Origin of the sequence: Streptomyces sp. NPDC059828, from assembly GCF_042731955.1 — a bacterium.
Taxonomy (GTDB): Bacteria; Actinomycetota; Actinomycetes; order Streptomycetales; family Streptomycetaceae; genus Streptomyces.
The window spans coordinates 50555-66994 of sequence record NZ_JBHWIW010000003.1 but is presented as its reverse complement, the minus strand read 5'-3'; the positions used below and the strand labels follow the sequence as shown (position 1 = coordinate 66994).

General features: G+C 70.9%; 13 protein-coding genes. 3 read left to right on the top strand and 10 right to left on the bottom strand.

The window, feature by feature from the left end:
* Positions 1-8 precede the first annotated feature (8 nt).
* The 4 genes from ACFV6V_RS02635 to ACFV6V_RS02620 all read right to left on the bottom strand — a co-directional run bounded on the left by ACFV6V_RS02635 (position 9) and on the right by ACFV6V_RS02620 (position 6146).
* Positions 9-1850, bottom strand: a complete 1842-nt coding sequence (locus ACFV6V_RS02635) for an IucA/IucC family protein (RefSeq protein ID WP_385558014.1) — start codon at positions 1848-1850, stop codon at positions 9-11.
* Positions 1851-1909: 59 nt separating this feature from the next.
* Positions 1910-2662 carry a GNAT family N-acetyltransferase gene (locus ACFV6V_RS02630; RefSeq protein ID WP_385558011.1) on the bottom strand — a complete coding sequence of 251 codons (753 nt, stop codon included), beginning with the start codon at positions 2660-2662 and terminating at the stop codon, positions 1910-1912.
* 20 nt (positions 2663-2682) lie between these two features.
* Positions 2683-4659, bottom strand: a complete 1977-nt coding sequence (locus ACFV6V_RS02625; RefSeq protein WP_385558008.1) for an IucA/IucC family protein — start codon at positions 4657-4659, stop codon at positions 2683-2685.
* A gap of 110 nt (positions 4660-4769) precedes the next feature.
* The gene (locus tag ACFV6V_RS02620) at positions 4770-6146 is read right to left on the bottom strand and encodes a diaminobutyrate--2-oxoglutarate transaminase family protein (RefSeq protein WP_385558005.1); all 1377 of its coding nucleotides are present in this window, start codon (positions 6144-6146) and stop codon (positions 4770-4772) included.
* Between the two features lie 310 nt (positions 6147-6456).
* On the opposite strand from ACFV6V_RS02620, the gene ACFV6V_RS02615 reads away from it, so the two are divergent.
* On the top strand, positions 6457-7659 hold the full coding sequence (locus ACFV6V_RS02615; protein ID WP_385558002.1) for a trypsin-like serine peptidase: 1203 nt from the start codon (positions 6457-6459) through the stop codon (positions 7657-7659).
* Between the two features lie 103 nt (positions 7660-7762).
* Here the strand turns inward: ACFV6V_RS02615 and hflX are convergent, their stop codons facing one another.
* From hflX to miaA, 6 genes are all read right to left on the bottom strand, one after another.
* Positions 7763-9256 carry a GTPase HflX gene (gene hflX / locus ACFV6V_RS02610; protein WP_385557999.1) on the bottom strand — a complete coding sequence of 498 codons (1494 nt, stop codon included), beginning with the start codon at positions 9254-9256 and terminating at the stop codon, positions 7763-7765.
* Positions 9257-9431: 175 nt separating this feature from the next.
* The gene (locus ACFV6V_RS02605) at positions 9432-10925 is read right to left on the bottom strand and encodes a M1 family metallopeptidase (protein ID WP_385557996.1); all 1494 of its coding nucleotides are present in this window, start codon (positions 10923-10925) and stop codon (positions 9432-9434) included.
* Between the two features lie 169 nt (positions 10926-11094).
* On the bottom strand, positions 11095-13179 hold the full coding sequence (locus ACFV6V_RS02600; RefSeq protein ID WP_385557993.1) for a RelA/SpoT family protein: 2085 nt from the start codon (positions 13177-13179) through the stop codon (positions 11095-11097).
* A 237-nt stretch (positions 13180-13416) separates the two neighbouring features.
* A complete protein-coding gene (gene dapF, locus ACFV6V_RS02595; RefSeq protein WP_385557990.1) occupies positions 13417-14325 on the bottom strand; it encodes a diaminopimelate epimerase in 909 nt (302 codons plus the stop codon).
* A gap of 85 nt (positions 14326-14410) precedes the next feature.
* Positions 14411-14914, bottom strand: a complete 504-nt coding sequence (locus ACFV6V_RS02590) for a hypothetical protein (protein WP_385558350.1) — start codon at positions 14912-14914, stop codon at positions 14411-14413.
* 107 nt (positions 14915-15021) lie between these two features.
* Positions 15022-15960 carry a tRNA (adenosine(37)-N6)-dimethylallyltransferase MiaA gene (gene miaA / locus ACFV6V_RS02585; protein ID WP_385557987.1) on the bottom strand — a complete coding sequence of 313 codons (939 nt, stop codon included), beginning with the start codon at positions 15958-15960 and terminating at the stop codon, positions 15022-15024.
* Here miaA and ACFV6V_RS02580 point away from each other — a divergent pair.
* The gene (locus ACFV6V_RS02580; RefSeq protein WP_361282149.1) at positions 15929-16009 is read left to right on the top strand and encodes a hypothetical protein; all 81 of its coding nucleotides are present in this window, start codon (positions 15929-15931) and stop codon (positions 16007-16009) included. The two genes, miaA and ACFV6V_RS02580, sit on opposite strands and share 32 nt — an antisense overlap.
* A 269-nt stretch (positions 16010-16278) precedes the next feature.
* Positions 16279-16422 (top strand): gliding motility protein, encoded by a 144-nt coding sequence (locus ACFV6V_RS02575; RefSeq protein WP_385557984.1) that lies wholly within the window; start codon positions 16279-16281, stop codon positions 16420-16422.
* Positions 16423-16440: the final 18 nt, after the last annotated feature.

Sequence of the window (16440 nt, the reverse complement as noted above, 5' to 3'; positions counted from 1 at the left end):
CCGCGACCTCATCCGGAGGCGAGCGGGTTGGGGACCAGGCCGTGCATGGCTGCATGCGGGCGTTCCGAGCGGTCCCGGTAGCCGTCGAGGTGCAGCCGGTTGCGATTCAGGCAAAGGCGGGCGATACGCGGAGTGAGCAGGTCGAACAGCTCGTAACGGTCCTTGAGCTCCGGGAACCGTGTCTGGTGGCGCAGGATCTCCGCCCGGACCAGCGACCAGAACTCGCCCTCCGGCACACCCAGTTGCTCCTCACACAAGGGGGCGAGGAAGCGGAACACGCCGACGAAGAGACCCGAGTGGATGAACTGGGTGAGGAAGTCCGGTCTCTCCGTCAGCAGGACCGCCCGCACCTCGTCGGGCATCGACCGGTGCTCGGGCAGCGGCTCGGCGCTGATGTTGACGTCGTCGACGAAGTCCTTGATCGCCAGGCGTACGGGCACGTCACGCTCGTCGAAGACCACGATGGCGTTCTCCCCGTGCGGCGAGAACACGGTGCCGTAGCGGTACAGGTAGTGCAGCAGGGGCGGCAGCAGCGCGGCGAACAGCTGGCGCAGCCACGCGGCGGGCGCGAGCCCCGAGCGCTCGACCAGTTCGGCGGTGAAGGCACGCCCGAGCGGATCCGTGTGGAGCAGGGACGCCAGGGTGCGGGCGCGTTCCCCGGGCGGTAGGCGCAGTGGTTCCCGCCAGATGGCGCCGAGCAGCTCCCGGTACTGGTACGGCACATCCGGCAGCCGGTCGTACAGCGGGTGCTCGACCGTGACCGATGCGACCTCGCCGAGCAGAACCACCCCGCACTCGTCCCGCAGGAAGGAGTCACCGTCCCGGATGGACTGCACCCATGCGGTGACGGCCGGGGCGGCAAGGGTGCGTTCGGTGGGCAGCCCGCGCCAGACGAGGGTGTTGAGGACGGACAGCGGCAGTTTGACCGTGTGCCGGTCGGGACGGCTGGTGTTGAGGAAGGTGCGGATGGACTGCTGGGGCAGCCGCAGGTCGGGGTCCGCGGTGAGCGGGACGATGTCACCGTTCGCGAGGGAGCCGGCGTAGAGCGGGAGCACCACGTGCTCCCACTGCCAGGGGTGGACGGGGAGCAGGAGATAGCGCTCGGGGTCCAGGTCGCGTGCGCGCAGCTCGTCGGCGAAGGCCGCGCGTACGCCGTCGTCCAGCTCCTTCGCGTAGAGCGCGTCGGGGCTCGCCAGCCCTGTCACCCCGCGGTAGGTGGCGAGGGCGGTGCTGACGGCGATCCAGGGCAGCCGGCTCGGCCTGCGGGATTCCGGGGCCCAGTGGGCGGTGTCACGGGCGGAGAAGCCGATGCGGCCCTTGTTGAGGACGAGCCATGGATGGCCGGTCTGGTGACCTTCGAGCGCCGCGTAGTCGAGCTCGGCGAGCCGGGCGGCGGAGAGGGCCTCGTGTGCGAGCCGGCAGTCGGCGGCGAGGGTGGTGCTGAGCTCACGGATCAGATGGCCGAGAGTGGGGCCGTCGAGATCGAGGAGCTCGCGCGCGCCGACGAGGAACCGCAGCGGATCGCCGAACGGCGCCCCGTCGATCTGGATCGAGTCGGGTGCCACCCGCCAACTCCCGTACGCCCCGCGCCGCGAGCGGAAAGTGAGCCACCCGCCGTCGTCGAGCCGCAGGCTGTACTGGACGCCCTCTCCCTCGCGGTCGGAGCCGGCGTCGCGCGGGGCTGGGCAGCCGGCTGGGAGCGGCTCGACGAGCTCCTCGTACGCGAACTCGCCGATCATCTTGGCCAGCAGGCGGCGGGCCGCGCGCCGCCAGGCCGCCTGGTCGAGCTCGGCCGGCCGGAGCAGGACCGGCGACCCGTCGGAGTCTGGGGTGACGGAAGACTGCGGCACGGTGACTCCTCGGGTGGAACCGATGGGTGAAGAGCGGAATATGGAGTGCGGCGGGTGGTTCACAGCAGCCTGGCCAGTGTGCGTTCGCGGAGCATGAGCGCGGCTCGTTTACCCGGGAGGTCCACCTCCGCGGAGAAACGGAAGCCGGCGCTCAGGAAGGCGGAGACGGACGGGGTGTTACGCAGATCCGGTTCGGCCACGACGCGTGCGCAGCGGGGCCGGTGGTCGAGGATGAGTCCCGCGGCGGCCCGCAGCAGCGCGGTGCCGACTCCGCGGCCCCGGTCGGCGACTCCTCCGATGAGCAGATGGATGCCGGTGTCATGGGGCCGGGCAGGGTAGTGGCGGGCGAGGGGGTCGAGATCGGCCCGGTAGATCTCGAAGTAGCTCATGGGTACGCCGTCGAGAACACCGAGGCAGGGGATGCTGCGGCCGTCGCCGTCGAGCTGCGCACGCAGATGGGTGCCCGTGACCGGCTCGGGTCCGGACAGCTCCCAGAAGGCCGCCACGGCGGGGTCGTTCATCCAGCCGCTGATCAGACTCAGATCCCGCTCGACGCTGACCGGGATCAGCCGGAACGAGCCGAGCGGTGTGGCGGCTGCGCGCCAGTGGGCCGGCTCGTCGAGCAGGTCCTCACGCGGATGCGCCCCACCGTCCTCCGTGTCGTCGGGGCTCAGCAGGGAGAGGAGTTCACCGGGCAGCCGCAGATCCAGGGTGTCCTCACAGCCCGCCCCGGATTCGGGGGCGGGCTGCACGTGACCACCGACGGGGCCGGGTCCGGTGCCAGCGCTCGTGCTGGATTCGGTGGGAGGCATGGGGCGGTGTCCTCAGAGCCTCAGGAGTGGAGGGGGTTGCTGATCGTCACGTAGACGGACTGGGTGTCCACCGGGCCGACGAGTTCGTCGAGCCCCTGGAGCCGGGTGAGGAGGTTCGCCTTGCAGCGCAGGGTGTCCGATTCCAGGAGCAGGGCCGGAAGGGGCGAGCCGAGGTCTGCGGCTGACCCGAGGAACCGGCGGAAGGCCGCGATGAGGACGTGCTCCTCGGCGAGGCGCTGCGCTCCGAAGGCACCGATGAGCCCGAGCACGTTGTTGACGCCGAGGTAGTAGGCGAAGCGCTCATCGGTGACGGCGTCGCTGACGAAGGTGTCGCTGGTGTCCCCGATGCCGGGGAGTCTGCTCCGCAGGGCCGCGCGGTGGGACTCACGGAAGTAGTAGCCCTGGTTGTCCCGGTAGCGCCCGCCGACGGGCCAGCCTTCGGGGTCGAGGATCACGACGGTGTTCTGCTGGTGGGCTTCCAGGGCGATTCCCGCGGTGCCGTCCAGCCAGAGCACAGGACGGACGACGTACCGGAGGTAGCGCAGGAACCACTCGGCCGAGACCGCGCTGACGGGCCGGCGCAGGCAGCCGGCCAGCCGGTGCACGATGTCGGCGAGACGGGAGTACGTCCCGGATCGGCCGGGCCAGGGCCGGGGTGCCGTGAGCCCGGCGACGCACACGGCGTCGTCGCCCGGGCCGAAGGGGTTGTGGCGCAGCACCACGTCGAGTCCCGTCACGGGTGCGCCGTCCTGGTCGTCGACGGCGAGCCAGGCCGGGTCGCGGACGATGTCGAAGCCGGGATGGACGCTGCGCCACTGCTCGGCCAGTCCGCTGCGGAGCAGCCGGTGGACCTCCGCTCCTCGGTGGAGTTCCTTGCGGAGGTTCTCCCGCCGGGAGTTGGTGATGCGCAGGCCCAGGGAGAGCTTGAGCATCATGTTGACGCCGGGCCGGTGGACGGTGCGTACCGACGAGGTGGGGTGCCAGGCCTCGCCCCCGGGGCCGAGGTCATGGAGCAGACCGGCGTCGAGGAGCGCGGCGAGGGCAGGGCGCCGGATCACCTCGCGTGCCTGCCAGGGGTGGAGTGGCAGTGCGGCGGTGCCGGGCGGCAGCCGGAGGTCACCGGCGAGCCGTGCCGTGAGCTGCTCGGCGGGTACGACACGCCCGTGCTCCGTCCAGGCGGAGTCGGCGGCGAGGACGCTCCGGTCGACGGCCATCCAATGGAGGGGGAAGGAACCGTGCAACTCGGGTGAGTAGCGGCGAACCTCGGTCTCGGAGAGCCCTTCCCGGCTCTTGGGCGTGGGGTGCAGCGGGTGTCCGGTGATCAGCGACTGCTCCGCGGTGAGGAACAGGTCGGCGTCGGGCCGTGGTCCGGGGCTCAGCCTTCGGTCGGTGAGGAACTCGGCCGTGCGGCGCAGTGAGTCGGCGACCCTGCCGACGAGCTCGGCTCCGCCGGAGGCCGGTCCGCCGCGGCCGCCCTGCTCGCGGGTGAGCAGCGCGGCGACGGTGACGGCGTCCGCCGGCGGGGCGTCGGGGGGCGCGCCTTCCATGGCCGGCACCCCGAAGCGGTGCCAGCCGGTGGCCGACCAGTAGCGGACGGGGACGTGCAGGGCGGTGCCGCTGGCGGGAAGCGGGATACGGAGCAGGTCTCCGTCCGGGCGGGGCAGGTCGTTCTCCCTGGTCCAGCAGCGCAGCAGGTTCTCGACGGCGGCGGCGTCCGCGGCGAGGAGCGGATCATGCTGGTCCAGCGGGTCCGTGTCGTCCTCGTCCACGGGATCCGGGTCCCTCAGCGGATCCGTGGCGTATGTCTGCTGCGTGACGGAGGGCTGCCCGGCCGGGGACCCCGTGAACTGCCGCGGCAACGTCGGCAGTGTCGGGGGCTCGACGGCGAGGGGGGCGCGCGACCCGTGCTGTGCGCCGGGGCCCGCGGAGGCGGAGCCGTCGGGCTCGGAAGCGCCAGAGGCGCCGGAAGCATCGGGTGCGACGGGAGTGGGGTTCACAGTGGACTTCCTTGTGCTGTCATCCGGGATCAGCGGAATCCGCGGCACCTGCGGCATCCGTGACCACCGCGGGATCCGCGACGACCACGGCATCCGCGCCTTCCGCGGGATCAGTACGACGGCCCGGTGGCGTGCCGATGGTGGGGGGAGCCCTCGGCCGCGGCCAGGGCGTCGGCGAAGCGGTCGAGAACCGCGGCGGCCTGTTCGTCGGTGAGGGTGAGCGGGGGAAGGAGCCGTACCACGCCCGCGTGCCGCCCGCCGAGTTCGACGATGAGCCCGCGGCGCAGGCACTCCTGCTGGACCGCGGCGGCCAGGGCGGGCGCGGGCGGTGGGGCGGCGGCGCCCGGGTCGTCGGTGTCCGGGTCCACCAGCTCGACGCCGATCATGAGGCCCCGGCCGCGTACATCGCCGATGCAGGGGTGTGTCGCCGCCAGCCCCTGGAGCCGGCCGATCATACGGGCTCCGAGCGTGGCGGCCCGCTCGGCGAGGCGGTGTTCGCGTACGTAGGCGAGCGTGGCGGCACCGGCCGCCATGGCGAGCTGGTTGCCGCGGAACGTACCGGCGTGTGCTCCTGGTTGCCAGGTGTCGAGGTCGGAGTGGTAGACGATGACGGCGAGCGGGAGCGAGCCGCCGATGGCCTTGGACATGACCATCACATCGGGCACGATCCCGCTGTGTTCGACGGCCCAGAAGGCACCCGTGCGACCGACACCGGTCTGCACCTCGTCCGCGATCAGCGGGATCGAGCGCGCGGCCGTGATCTCACGCATCCGGCGCATCCAGGCGTCGGGGGCCGGGATCACGCCGCCCTCCCCCTGGACGGGTTCGAGGATCAGACCAGCGGGGGCGGGCACGCCGCCCTTGGGGTCGTCGAGAAGGCTCTCCGTCCAGCGGGCGGCCAGCTCCGCGCCCCGCTCACCGCCGATCCCGAACGGGCAACGGTAGTTCTGCGGGTACGGGAGCCGGGTCGCCCGCGCCTCCGTGGCGCCTCCCGATACCGCCAGCGCTCCCGCGGTCATGCCGTGGTACGCGCCGGTGAAAGCGAGCAGTCCCGAGTGGCCGGTCGCCGTGCGCACCAGCTTGATGGCCGCCTCGACCGCATCGGTACCGGCCGGTCCGCAGAACTGGATACGGGCGTTGTCCGCGAGCCGGGGCGGCAGGGTGGCGAACAGTTCGGTCGTGAAGGCGTCCTTGACCGGTGTGGCGAGGTCGAGCACGTGGAGCGGCGCACCCGAGTCGAGCACCTTGCGGATCGCTTCGAGGACGACGGGGTGGTTGTGGCCGAGTGCCAGGGTGCCGGCGCCCGAAAGGCAGTCCAGGTAGCGGCGGCCGTCGGCGCCCTCGATCGTCAGTCCCCTCGCCCGTACGGGGACGATCGGGAGCGCACGCGCATACGTACGCGCCGCCGACTCCCGGAGCGACTGGCGGCGAAGGATCCCCTCCTGCGCGGCGGGCTGCGCCGGCAGGGCTGATTCGGTCACGGCCACGTCCAACGGTCCTCCTGGTCCTTCCTGATTGACACGTGCGCGTCCCACATCGGTACGGAACTCCCGCGCCGCGGCGCAGCGCTGAACCCGGACCGCGTGTCCCCCGTACGTACCAACGACGCCGAAACCAATGGATCACGGGCATTTGGAAGATCGTTACGGCCGGGAACCAGGCCCCGGCTCCCGGCCGTCCCCATGGGCACCGGCATAGTGGGGGCCGCGCTCCCGCACGCATGGCCGTCGCCAGGACGTGCGACCAGAGTTCGTCCCAGCAAACACGCAACTCATGAAGTCCCAGGGGGATCACGACATGCGACTCAATCGCCCGACCTTCGCAGCACGCCGCGGGAGGAGCGCCGGTCGCAGAAGTCCGGCGCTCGCGGCGGCGGCTCTCGCGGCGGCGATCGCGCTCACGGCCACGGCCTGTGGCCCGGGCGAGGACAACGCGAACGGCAGCCCCAGTGCCACGGCCTCTGCCGACGGCAAGATCACGATCCCGGACGATGTCAAGGACCGGCTCAAGCAGCACGGCATTGATCTGGACAAGTGGAAGAACGGCGAGTGGAAGAACTGGGACAGGGAGACCTGGCTGCGGGAGGCCCAGGACTTCGTCAACCCCATCATCGAGGACCTCTGGGACCCGGACCGGATGCGGGACGCCGATCAGCCCGACCGTCCGGTCGAGGACGAGGACATATCCGGTGACGACGGGGTCACCGACCCGACTCCGGAGCCGGTGCGCGCACAGGAGGTGAGCACCCCGTACCACGGGAACGTCCCCGAGGCGGGCAAGGTGCTCTTCGACGGCCCCAAGGGCACGATGGTCTGCTCGGCGACCGTGGTGAAGGACCCGGCCAACCCCGGCAAGTCCAACATGGTGTGGACCGCGGGCCACTGTGTGCACGCGGGCAAGGAGGGCGGCTGGTACCGCAACATCGTCTTCGTCCCGTCGTACAACGACAGCGCCAAGTCGGGCAAGGCCACACGGGAGGAGATCGCTCCCTACGGTGTGTGGTGGGGCGACTGGGCCCAGACCAGCGACCAGTGGATCTCCCAGGGCGCCACGACCGGCGGCAAGGGCGCGCCGTACGACTTCGCGGTGATCCATGTGACGCCGGAGAAGGGCGGGAACGGCAAGTCGCTGGAGGAGACGGTCGGTTCGGCGCTTCCGGTGGCGTTCGACGCACCGGCCGTGTCGAAGATCGGCAGCATGACGGCGACCGGCTACCCGGCGGCCCCGCCGTTCGACGGTGAGCGGATGTTCCAGTGCGAGGACAAGCCGGGTCGGCTGTCCGTCGAGACGGACCAGCCGACGATGTACCGCATCGGCTGCACGATGACCGGTGGCTCGTCCGGTGGCGGCTGGGTCGCGAAGGGCCGGGACGGCAAGCCGGCCCTGGTGTCGAACACCTCCATAGGCCCGGTGACGGCGGGCTGGCTGGCGGGGCCGCGGCTCGGCCCCGAGGCGAAGGGCGTCTACGAGTCGGTCAGCAAGAAGTTCGCGGGCCGTTGAGCCGTAGGTGAACGCGAAGGCCCGGTTCTCCCGGGAGGTGACTCCCCGAGAGAACCGGGCCTTTGTGCTGCCGTGCCGCGTCGTGCGTCAGCACGGCACAGCGTCAGTGCGCCGCCGGGACGTACGGACCCAGGGCCGCGGCCAGCTCCTCGTGGACGCGTGCCTTGATCAGCGTGCCTTCGGGGGTGTGCTCCTCGGACAAGACCTCACCGTCCGCGTGCACCCGCGAGACCAGACCGCCCTGCGTGTAGGGCACCAGGGCCTCGATCTCGACCTGGGGCCTGGGCAGTTCGGCGTCAATGAGCGCCAGCAGCTCACCGATGCCGATACCCGTACGGGCGGACACGGCGATCGCGTGCCGCTCGATGCGCAGCAGCCGCTGCAACACCAGCGGATCGGCTGCGTCCGCCTTGTTGATCACGACGATCTCGGGCACGTCCACCGCGCCGACATCGCGGATCACCTCACGCACCGCGGCGAGCTGCTCCTCGGGAGCGGGATGCGAGCCGTCGACCACATGGAGGATGAGATCGGACTCGCCGACCTCCTCCATGGTGGAACGGAACGCCTCGACGAGGTGGTGCGGAAGATGCCGTACGAAGCCGACGGTGTCCGCCAGCGTGTACAGCCGGCCGCTCGGGGTCTCGGCCCGGCGCACGGTCGGGTCCAGGGTGGCGAACAGTGCGTTCTCCACGAGGACTCCTGCACCGGTGAGCCGGTTGAGCAGCGAGGACTTGCCGGCGTTGGTGTATCCGGCGATCGCGACCGAGGGGATCTTGTTCCGTCGGCGCTCCTGCCGCTTGATCTCGCGGCCCGTCTTCATCTCCGCGATCTCCCGGCGCATCTTCGCCATCTTCTCGCGAATCCGTCGCCGGTCCGTCTCGATCTTGGTCTCGCCGGGGCCTCGGGTGGCCATACCGCCGCCGCTGCCGCCACCCATCTGCCGGGACAGCGACTGACCCCAGCCTCGGAGCCGGGGCAGCATGTACTGCATCTGGGCCAGCGCCACCTGCGCCTTGCCCTCGCGGGACTTGGCGTGCTGGGCGAAGATGTCGAGGATCAGGGCGGTGCGGTCGACCACCTTGACCTTGACCACGTCCTCGAGGTGGATCAGCTGTCCGGGGCTGAGCTCACCGTCGCAGACGACGGTGTCGGCGCCGCTGTCGGCCACGATGTCCCGCAGCTCGTTCGCCTTGCCGGAGCCGATGTAGGTGGCGGGGTCGGGCTTGTCGCGGCGCTGGATGACGCCGTCGAGCACGACGGCACCCGCCGTCTCGGCCAGCGCTGCGAGCTCCGCCAGCGAGTTCTCCGCGTCCTGCACGGTCCCTGAGGTCCACACACCGACCAGCACCACACGCTCCAGCCTGAGCTGGCGGTACTCGACCTCGGTGACGTCCTCGAGTTCGGTGGAGAGCCCTGCCACGCGTCGTAGCGCGGCACGGTCGGAGCGGTCGAACTGCTCGCCGTCCCGGTCCGCGTCGACCTCGTGGCTCCAGGCGACGTCCTCTTCCATCAGGGCATCGGCCCGAAGGCTCTCGGCGCGGCTGCTGTCCGCGAAGCTCTGTGCGTCCTGGGAAGGGGATGAAGAGGAGGTCATTGGATCCTTACGTCGATGGGACACGAAGAGTGGTACAGAAGTACCGGTACGGAACGGGCGTAACGCCTGTCACAACGCGTGACCGCCGGGAGAAATTCCCGGGGCGATCGGTACGTCGATGGTCGCATGGTGCTCCGGCGGCCGTCATCCCGGTTTCACGTGGCTCCTGCCCCCTCTATACCCGCTTCTCCGCCTTCTGCTCCGCTTTCTTCCCGGCCCTCTCCGCCTTCGGCGCGTCGCTGCGCCAATCCGGGTGGCCGGGCATGCTCGGGGTCTTCGCCCCGTACAGCCATGCCTTGAGGAAGGTGGAGAGATCACGGCCCGAGACCTGCGAGGCGAGCCGGATGAAGTCCGCCGTGCTGGCGTTGGCGTCCCGGTGACGGCTCACCCAGGTGCGCTCCAGCAGGTCGAAGGCGCTGGTGCCGATCTCCTGGCGCAGGGCGTACAGCACCAGTGCGCTGCCGTTGTAGACGATCGGCCGGAACAGTCCCAATTGCTTGCCTGCGGCCGCGGGCTTCGGCGCGGCGGGCGGACCGCCCGACTCCCGCCAGCCGTCCGAGCGGGTGTACGCGAGACGCATCCGCTGCTCCAGGGACTTCTTGTCGTGCTCTTCCGCGTACACGGCCTCGTACCAGGTGGCGTGTCCCTCGTTGAGCCAGAGGTCGGCCCAGGCCCGCGGGGTGACACTGTCCCCGAACCACTGGTGTGCCAGCTCATGGACCATGATCGAGTCGACGTACCACTTCTCCCGGTCACGCGACGTGAACAGCGAGCGTTCGAAGAGCGAGAGCGTCTGCGTCTCCAGCTCGAATCCGGTGTCGGCCCCGGCGACCAGCACTCCGTAGGTCTCGAAGGGATAGCGTCCGACCTTGCTCTCCATCCATTCGATATGGCCCGGGGTGCGCTTCAGCCAGGGTTCGAGGAGCGTGCGGTCGGCCGTCGGGACGACGTCCCTGAGGGGCAGCCCGTGTGGTCCCGCGCGATCGATGACGGTCGACGGACCGATGCTGACCTGTGCGAGTTCGGTCGCCATGGGGTGGCTGGTGCGGTAGAGCCAGGTGGTGTTCGCACCGGTGGCGGTCCTGCCCTTCAGGAGCCCGTTGGCCACCGCCGTCAGGTTGGACGGCGCGGTGACACGGAAGGTGAAAAGGGCCTTGTCTGCCGGGTGGTCGTTGCAGGGGAAGACGCGGTGCCCCGCGTCGGCCTGGTTCGCCATCGCCAGCCCGTCCGTGGTGCGGACCCAGCCGCCGGCTCCCTTGGGGCCATTGGGATCGCTGGTGTGGGTGACGGTGATGCTCAGACGGCGGCCCGCGTCGACCGGCCTGGCCGGGCTGAGCACGAGGTCCTCGCCCACGGTGGTGAACGCGGCCTCGGCCCCGTTCACTTCGACGTCCTTGACGCTCCCGTGGGTGAAGTCGAGGTTGATCCGTTCCAGACGCGAGGTCGTCCGGGCGGCGATCTTCGTGATCGCCTGCAGGGGCTTGGTGTTCGAGCCGCCGTAGACGAACGCGATGTCGTAGGAGAGGACGTCGTACCCGGGGTTGCCCAGATGCGGGAAGAGCGGGTCACCGATGCCGAGCGGTTCGGGCCGGGGCGGAGCGGAGGCCAGCAGTGTGGCCGCGGCGGTGGCGAGCATGGCGGCCCGCAGGCGTCGTGAGGTCAGCAGCATGCACCACGGCTACCAGGGCGGTGTTCGTGTACGGCGACGGCGCGCGCCGTGCCCACTCGAACGGACTTTGACGCGGGTGCCGCACACCGCGCCGCCGGGTCCGCTTTGGTCCTGCCCGGTCACGGCGCCCCGCCCTTCGGGCGGACGACGCCAGTTCGAAAACACGGCCCTAGGCGCGGCTCACGTCGTAGACCCCTGCCACATCGCGCATGGCCCGCATCAGCACGGAAAGTCCGGCGGCGTCGGGGAGCTGGAGCGTGTAGGTGTGCCGTACGCGCTGCTCGCTCGGCGGTTCGACGACCGCGGAGACGATCGCGGCGTCGGCCATCGCGATGACCTCGGTCAGGTCCGCCAGCAGTCGCGTCCGGCCGAACGATTCGACGACAAGGGTGACCCTGCACTCCGAAGCATCGCCCCAGCGCACTCCGACCGGTTCCCGCCCCAGCGCCCGCATCCGGGCCACGGCGGGACACTCGGCGCGATGGACGGTCACCGTGCCGCCGCGTACAGGGAAACCGGTGACCGCGTCGGGTGGCACGGGTGTGCAGCAGCCCGCGAGGCGTACCGGCGCGTGGGGCAGGTCGGTCACGGCATTCGCCGCGGTGCGGCGACCGGCGAAGACGGCCGCGGGGGCGCGGGGGGCGGAAGCCGGGGGCTTGGCACCCTCGGGGTGTTCGGCCAGCCATTTGGTGATCGCGATCCGTGCCGCGGGGGTGCGGGCGTGGTCCAGCCAGTCGGACGAGGGCCCGGACGCGGCGTCCTGGGCGAGCAGCAGCTGCACCGTGTCGCCGTCGCCGAGCTGGGTGCTGAGCGTCACGAGGCGGCCGTTGACCCGGGCCCCGATGCAGGCGTGCGCCGACTCGCCGTACTGCGCGTACGCGGCGTCGACGCAGCTCGCGGCCTCGGGCAGACCCAGGGCGCCGCCGTCGGTGCGGAAGACGGTGATCTCCCGGTCCTCGGCCAGGTCGGCCTGGAGGGAGGTCCAGAAGGTGTCGGGATCGGGGGCGGACTCCTGCCAGGCGAGCAGCCGGGACAGCCAGCCGGGGCGGGTCGGGTCGGCGCGCTCTCCGTCCGCCTGCTGGGTGTCGGCAGCGCCGGAGGCCTCCGTTCCTTCGGTCGCCGCCGCGTAGGGGTTGCCGAGCGCGATGACACCGGCTTCAGCGACCTTGTGCATCTGGTGGGTGCGGATGAGCACTTCGGCGACGGCGCCCTCGGGGCCGGCGACCGCGGTGTGCAGCGACTGGTAGAGGTTGAACTTGGGGGCGGCGATGAAGTCCTTGAACTCCGAGATCAGCGGAGTGAAGCAGGTGTGCAGCTCGCCGAGCACGGCGTAGCAGTCGGCGTCCTCCGCGACGAGGACGAGGAGCCGTCCGAAGTCCGTGCCGCGCAGTTCGCCGCGCTTGAGCCGGATGCGGTGCACGGAGACGAAGTGCCGTGGGCGGATGAGGACTTCGGAGGGGATTCCGGCTTCGCGCAGTACGGCGCGTACGCGTTCGGCGATGGCGTCCAGGGCATCGCAGGCGTCGGGGTTGTCCGCGATGAGCGCACGGGTGCGTTCGTACTCGTCGGGGTGGAGGATGGCGAAGACCAGGTCCTCCAGCTCGGTCTTGAGGGCCTGTACGCCGAGGCGCTCGGCGAGCGGGATCAGCACGTCCCTCGTCACCCGTGCGATACGGGCCTGCTTTTCGGGGCGCATGACGCCGAGGGTCCGCATGTTGTGCAGCCGGTCGGCCAGTTTGATCGACATGACGCGCACATCGCTGCCGGTGGCGACGAGCATCTTGCGGAAGGTCTCGGGTTCGGCCGCGGCACCGTAGTCGACCTTCTCCAGTTTGGTGACCCCGTCGACGAGATAGCAGACCTCCTCGCCGAACTCGGCGCGCACCTGCTCGAGTGTCACATCGGTGTCCTCGACCGTGTCGTGGAGCAGGGACGCCGTCAAGGTCGTGGTCTCCGCGCCCAGTTCGGCGAGGATCAGGGTCACGGCCAGGGGATGGGTGATGTACGGCTCGCCGCTCTTCCGGAACTGGCCGCGGTGCGACGATTCGGCGAGTACGTACGCCTTGTGCAGGACGGCGAGGTCGGCGTCGGGGTGATGGGCGCGATGTGCCTCGGCGACATGGCTGATCGCGTCGGACAGCCGGTCCCGCGCGGTCGGCCCGAGCAGCGCGGCGCGGCCCAGCCGACGGAGGTCGAGTCTGGGTCGCCCGCGCCGGCGACTGGGTGCATCGGATTTGGGGGCCTCTGCGCTCATGGGGGCACCTCCGGCGGCGTCGACCGGCGGTGGGACGGGCAGGCTTGCCCGCCGGGCCGGTGCTTGATGCTACCGAGCCCACCACGTGGCGGAGTCCCGCTCTCGCTCAGCGTGAAACGGATCACCCATTCGAGCGAAGCTTGGTGCGACGGCCGTTTGTGCTGCCCGCCTCGCACATGGAGCGGTCCGCGGTGACGCAAACGGCACGGTTCGGGCGATGCGGTGAGCCAGGGCCGGTCAGCCGCCGGTCAGCAGGGCCGGGGCGATCCGGCCCTCGGCGACGATCACCGCGGGGCCGGTCATCTCGATCTCGCCGTCCGGGCGCTCCGTGATGGTCAGGGTGCCGCCGAGCAGGTCGACGGTGTACGTGACGGGCGCACCGGTCGCGGCCGGGTCGTCGCCGTCGCGCCGTGCCGCGGCCACGGCGACCGCGCAGGCCCCGGTACCGCAGGCGCGGGTCTCACCCGCACCGCGCTCATGGACCCGCATCGCCACATGACGGGGGCCGCGGTCCTCGACGAACTCGACGTTCACCCCGTCCGGATAGACGGACGAGGGCGCGTACGCCGGCGCGGAGCGCAGCTCGCCCGCGTGACCGAGGTCCTCGACGAACACCACCGCGTGCGGATTGCCCATGTTCACATTGCGCGCGGGCCAGCTGCGGCCGTCCACGGTGACCGTGGCCTCGTCCTCCGGGAAGCGGGCCCGGCCCATCGCGACCGTGATGTCACCCGGGGCGCTGCTGCCGGGCGCCGCCTTGGCGATATGGACCTGCTTGATGCCGGAGCGGGTGGCGATCGGGACGTCTCCCGCGCTGACCAGACCGGCGTGCTCCAGATAGCGGGCGAAGACCCGCACGCCGTTGCCGCACATCTCGGCGACCGATCCGTCGCCGTTGCGGTAGTCCATGAACCACTCGGCCCGGTCGGCCATCGGCAGTGCCTCGGGATGCTTGGCGCACCGCACGACCCGCAGCACGCCGTCCGCGCCGATCCCGGCCCGGCGGTCGCACAGCCGGGCGACGGCGGCCGGGGACAGGTCGATGACGCCGTCGGGATCGGGGACGATCACGAAGTCGTTCTCTGCGCCGTGGCCCTTGAGGAAGGCGGGCGACGCCGTGCTCGGAGTGGTCTGAGCTGAGGTCACGAGGTCAATCGTACGGTCCGGGTACGACACGGCGTAGGGCGGCCGGCCTCACGGCGGCCCGGCCCCCGTGACCGGACCCGGCCGGTCAGCGGAGTCTGGCCACCCGCCACACCGCGAGCACCACCAAGGCGGCCGTGGCGGCGGTGTACAGCGCGATCACCCGCCAGTCGGGGCGCTCACCGGAGCCGCGCACCGGCAGCCCCGGCCAGGTGTGGCCGACCCGGCGGGCCGCCGTCAGCCCCCAGCCCGCTGCGCAGCCGCTGATCAGCAGGCCGAGCATGGCCACGACCGCGCCGCCGTCACCCGAACCGAAGGCGAGCGGGAACGCGAACATGAGGGAACCGACCGCGGCGAGCCCCACGATGGGCGCGAGCTGCCAGATCCGCAGTCTGCGCTGCGGACGAAGCTCGACCTCGACCTCGGCGCCCACCACGAGCCCGACCGACGAGTCGTCGATGGACGGGTCAGGGCCGGGCTCAAGGACGGGGTTCAGGTCCAGAGCGTCATCAGGACCGTCCGGACTCAGGCGCGCCGCGCCTTCCTGGGTTTCCCGGATTCCCTGATCACTTTCGCGAGGGCCGGCCTCCATCGCCACGCGCCCTCCCAACTCGGACTCCACTGGTGGATCGATGCTTGATGATGGCACGAGCCCGGGCATCGGAATGCCGGGCAGCGCGTCCCGATGCCATCACGTGATCAGGCTGTGACCGCTCGTTCGACCAACGCGAGGGCACGGTCCACGAGTTCCCCGCGGTCCGCGACGGCGCCGCTCAGCCAGTGGACACGCGGGTCGCGGCGGAACCACGAGTCCTGACGGCGCGCGAAGCGCTTGGTGGCACGCACGGTCTCGGCGCGCGCCTCGTCGTCGGTGCAGTCTCCGGCCAGTGCGGCGAGCACCTGCTGGTAGCCGAGTGCCCGGGACGCCGTGCGCCCCTCGCGCAGCCCCTGCGCCTCCAGGGCGCGCACCTCATCGACGAGCCCGGCGTCCCACATACGGTCCACTCGCGTGGTGATGCGCTCATCGAGTTCCGGGCGTCCGACGTCCACCCCGATCTGGACGGTGTCGTACACCGACTCGTGCCCGGGAAGGTTGGCGGTGAAAGGTTTGCCGGTGATCTCGATGACCTCGAGCGCGCGGACGATCCGGCGCCCGTTGCCTGGCAGGATCGCTCGTGCGGCGTCCGGGTCGGCGATGGCCAGCCGCGCGTGCAGTACGCCCGGGCCGCGCTCTTCCAGCTCGGCTTCGAGCCGGGCCCGTACGACGGAATCAGTGCCGGGGAAGTCGAGGGCGTCGACGGCGCCCCGGACGTACAGCCCGGAGCCTCCGACGAGCACGGGCGTACGGCCGTCCGCGAGCAGCCGGTCGATCTCCGCACGGGCCAGCTTCTGGTACTCGGCGACGCTGGCCGTCTCGGTCACGTCCCAGATGTCAAGAAGGTGATGCGGGACGCCTTCCCGCTCCCGGAGGTCCAGCTTGGCGGTGCCGATGTCCATTCCCCGGTAGAGCTGCATCGAGTCGGCGTTGATGACCTCGCCGTCGAGCTGCTGAGCCAGATGGACGCCCAGATCGGACTTTCCGGCCGCGGTGGGACCGACGACGGCGATGACCCGCGGTGCGGGAGCTGCACTTCTCACCGGCCCAGTCTCGCAAACCTCGCCGCACGTCCCCGAACGAGTTACGTGACGGCACCTTCGGCCTGGTCGTTTCCGTTGCGAGGTCTCGCACGCCGGTTTTACGAACCGGCGCTCCCGAGGGGCGCGATGGGACGCCCCGGGCAGCGCGGGATTTCGCCCACACGAGTATCCTAGGGAGTAGATATGGGCGTTTTTGCAAGGTTTCGCCGGACGGGTAAGGGGACTGCCGAGGCGTCAACCAAGGAGGGTACGGCCGGCACTCCGGTAGCCGAATCCGCATCCGCTACCGGGCCCGAGAGCCCGTCGGAGTCGACGGAGGTGTCGCCCGAGGCCACAGCGGCTCCGGAAGACGCTCCAGGACAGGCCCAGACGCCCGCCACCGGGGAGAGCGTGGAGATCCCCAAGCAGCAGTCAGCCGACGAGGCCGCCGACAACGAGGCCGGTGAGAGCGCCCGGAAGTAGACCCCACGAGCGAAGGTG